Annotated in this window: 2 protein-coding genes; both read left to right on the top strand. The window is 77.5% G+C overall.

The window, feature by feature from the left end; translation table 11 throughout:
• Positions 1 to 104: 104 nt before the first annotated feature.
• On the top strand, positions 105 to 1,478 hold the full coding sequence (locus E1211_RS31580) for a transcriptional regulator (protein ID WP_132353823.1): 1,374 nt from the start codon (positions 105 to 107) through the stop codon (positions 1,476 to 1,478).
• Between the two features lie 162 nt (positions 1,479 to 1,640).
• Positions 1,641 to 2,624 (top strand): polyprenyl synthetase family protein, encoded by a 984-nt coding sequence (locus E1211_RS31575; RefSeq protein WP_243709797.1) that lies wholly within the window; start codon positions 1,641 to 1,643, stop codon positions 2,622 to 2,624.
• Positions 2,625 to 2,629 lie beyond the last annotated feature (5 nt).

Here is a 2,629-nt window from a genome sequence, read left to right as displayed (position 1 = left end):
GCCGGACTCCACGGGGGGCCGTGCGGGGGTCGCCGTTCTCAGCGGTGGTGCGGGCGTCCGGCGGACGGTCGACGCCGCCGCACCCGTGACCCTCCGGAGGCCCGATGACCCCGCCCCCGCCCGGCGGCCCGCTGCTGCTCGGGCCGCTGCTCACCCAGCTCCGGCTGGCGCGCGGCTGGAGTCAGCGGCGCACCGCCGCCGAACTCTGTGCCGCGGCCGGCGTGCCGACCCTGAGCCGGCACGAGGTGTCCCGGTGGGAACGGCAGGTGCGGGTGCCCGGTGACTTCTGGCTGCGCTGGCTCGCCGTCGTCCTCGCCGCGCCGCTCGACCTGCTGGCCGGCGCGGCGACCAGCGCCCGCCGGCTCGCCCCGCCGCCGACCGGTCCGACCGGCGCCGCCCGGTCCCGCGCCGCGCTGTTCGCCCTGGCCCAGCGGTGGCGGGCCGACCCGCGCGCCGAGTTGCTGGTCGCCGCGCCCGGGCGGCTCGCCGGGCCGGACGTGCCGGGCGACGAGCCCGCCCCGGCGCCGCCGAGCTCCTCCGGTGACACGTCCCGCCCGCCCGAGGGGGCGTACGCCGACGGGCTGGCCGGGCTGCGGCGCCTCGACGACCTGTCCGGCGGGGTCGACCTCGCACCGCTCGGCACCGACCGGCTCCGCCGGGTGGTGCGGGCGCTGCCCCGGTCCGGTCCGGCCGGCCGACGCCGGCTGCTGCCCCTGCTCGCCGAGTCGGCCCAGCTCGCCGGCTGGCTCGCCGCCGACGCCGGTGACCCGACCGCCGCCCTGGACGCGTACCGGCTCGGGCTGCGCGCCGCCGCGGCCGCCGGCGCACCGGACCTCGCCGGGCACGTGCTCGGCTCGGCCAGTCACCTGCTCGCCGGTGCCGGGGATCCCGAGGGTGCCCTCCTGCTGGCCCGTACCGCGTACGCGGGCAGCCGGCGGTGGGCCGGCCCCGGGCTGCGTGCCCTGCTGCTGCACCGGGTGGCTCTCGCCGCGGCCCTCGCGGGGCGGCCGGAGGCGGCCGGGCAGGCCCTCCGCGCCGCCGACCGGGTCACCACGGCTGCCACCTCCGGCCGTGAGCCGTCCTGGCTCTACTGGCTCGACGAGCCGGAGCTGACGGCGATGACCGGGCGGACCCTGGTCGCCCTCGGGCGGCCCCGGCGAGCCGAGGCGCTGCTGGGTGGGGCGGCCCGGGAGCGCGGACGTCCGCGCCGTGCGGCGGTGTACGGCGGTTGGCTGGCCCGCGCTTACCTCCAACTCGGTGAGGTGGAGCTGGCCTGCGAGACGGCGGGGGCGGCACTCGTCGACGCGGTCCGCGCCGGGTCGCCCCGGGCGTTGGCCCAGCTGGGCGAGGTGCGGCGCGGCCTGGCCGCGCACCGGCGGGCACCTGCCGTCCGGCGTCACATGACGTTGGTCACGACGATCCGCCCGTACCTACCCCGGCCGCCCTCGTCGGGGCGGGGGCGGGATCGGCGCGGGTGAGCTGCGACCCGCCTCGATACTGGCGGGTATCGCATGCCCGACCCGACCGGCTAGCGTTCACGCGTGAACGACGCAACTTCCGTCTCCCCCGTCGACCGCGCCGGCCTTCGGCAGCGAGTCGACAAGGCCCTCACCGAGTTCCTGGCCAACCAGCGGACCTGGATGGCCGGTGTCGACGACGCCCTGTCCCCCCTGGCGGAGGTGGTCGAGGCGTTCGTACTGGGTGGCGGCAAGCGACTGAGGCCGGCCTTCGCCTACTGGGGTTACCGGGGCGCCGGCGGTGTCGACAGCGACCAGGTGCTCGCCGCGTTGGCCGCGCTCGAGCTGGTGCAGGCCAGCGCCCTGATCCACGACGACCTGATGGACCGCTCGGACACCCGGCGCGGCGAGCCCGCGGTGCACCGCCGGTTCGCCACCCGGCACCGGCGCTCCGGCTGGGGCGGCGATCCGGACGGGTTCGGCGACGCCGCGGCGATCCTGCTCGGCGACCTCTGTCTCGTCTGGTCCGACGAGCTGCTGCACTCCGCCGGGCTGGAGCCGCGCGTCGTGGCCCGGGCCCGTCCGGTCTTCGACGAGATGCGCACGGAGGTCACCGTCGGGCAGTACCTCGACGTCCTCGCCCAGGTGACCCGGAACACCTCGGTGGAACGGGCCGGCAAGGTCGCCCGCTACAAGTCGGCGAAGTACACGGTCGAGCGTCCACTGCTTCTCGGCGCCGCGCTGGCGGACGCCCCGGCGGACGTCGAGGCGGCCTACTCGGCGTACGGGTTGCCGCTGGGTGAGGCGTTCCAGCTCCGCGACGACATGCTCGGTGTCTTCGGCGACCCGGCGCAGACCGGTAAGCCGGCCGGTGACGACCTGCGGGAGGGCAAGCGGACCTACCTGGTGGCGACCGCGTTGGAGACGCTCGACGAGGCCGACCGGGCGCAGCTCCTGGCCGGGCTCGGTGATCCGGGGCTGGACGAGGAGGGGGTCACCCGGCTGCGCGGGCTGATCACCAGGAGCGGCGCGCCGGATCGTACGGAGCAGCGGATCACCACGTTGACCGAGGGCGCGCTGGCGGCGCTCGCCTCGGTCGACCTCGACACCGAGGCCCGCCAGGCGCTCGTCGACCTGGCCGCCGCCGCCACCCGCCGCACCGACTAACCCCC

Source organism: Micromonospora sp. 15K316, from assembly GCF_004348525.1.
Taxonomy (GTDB): domain Bacteria; phylum Actinomycetota; class Actinomycetes; order Mycobacteriales; family Micromonosporaceae; genus Micromonospora.
Note: the sequence above shows the minus strand (reverse complement) of the source record. Positions and strands in the feature narration are given on the sequence as shown.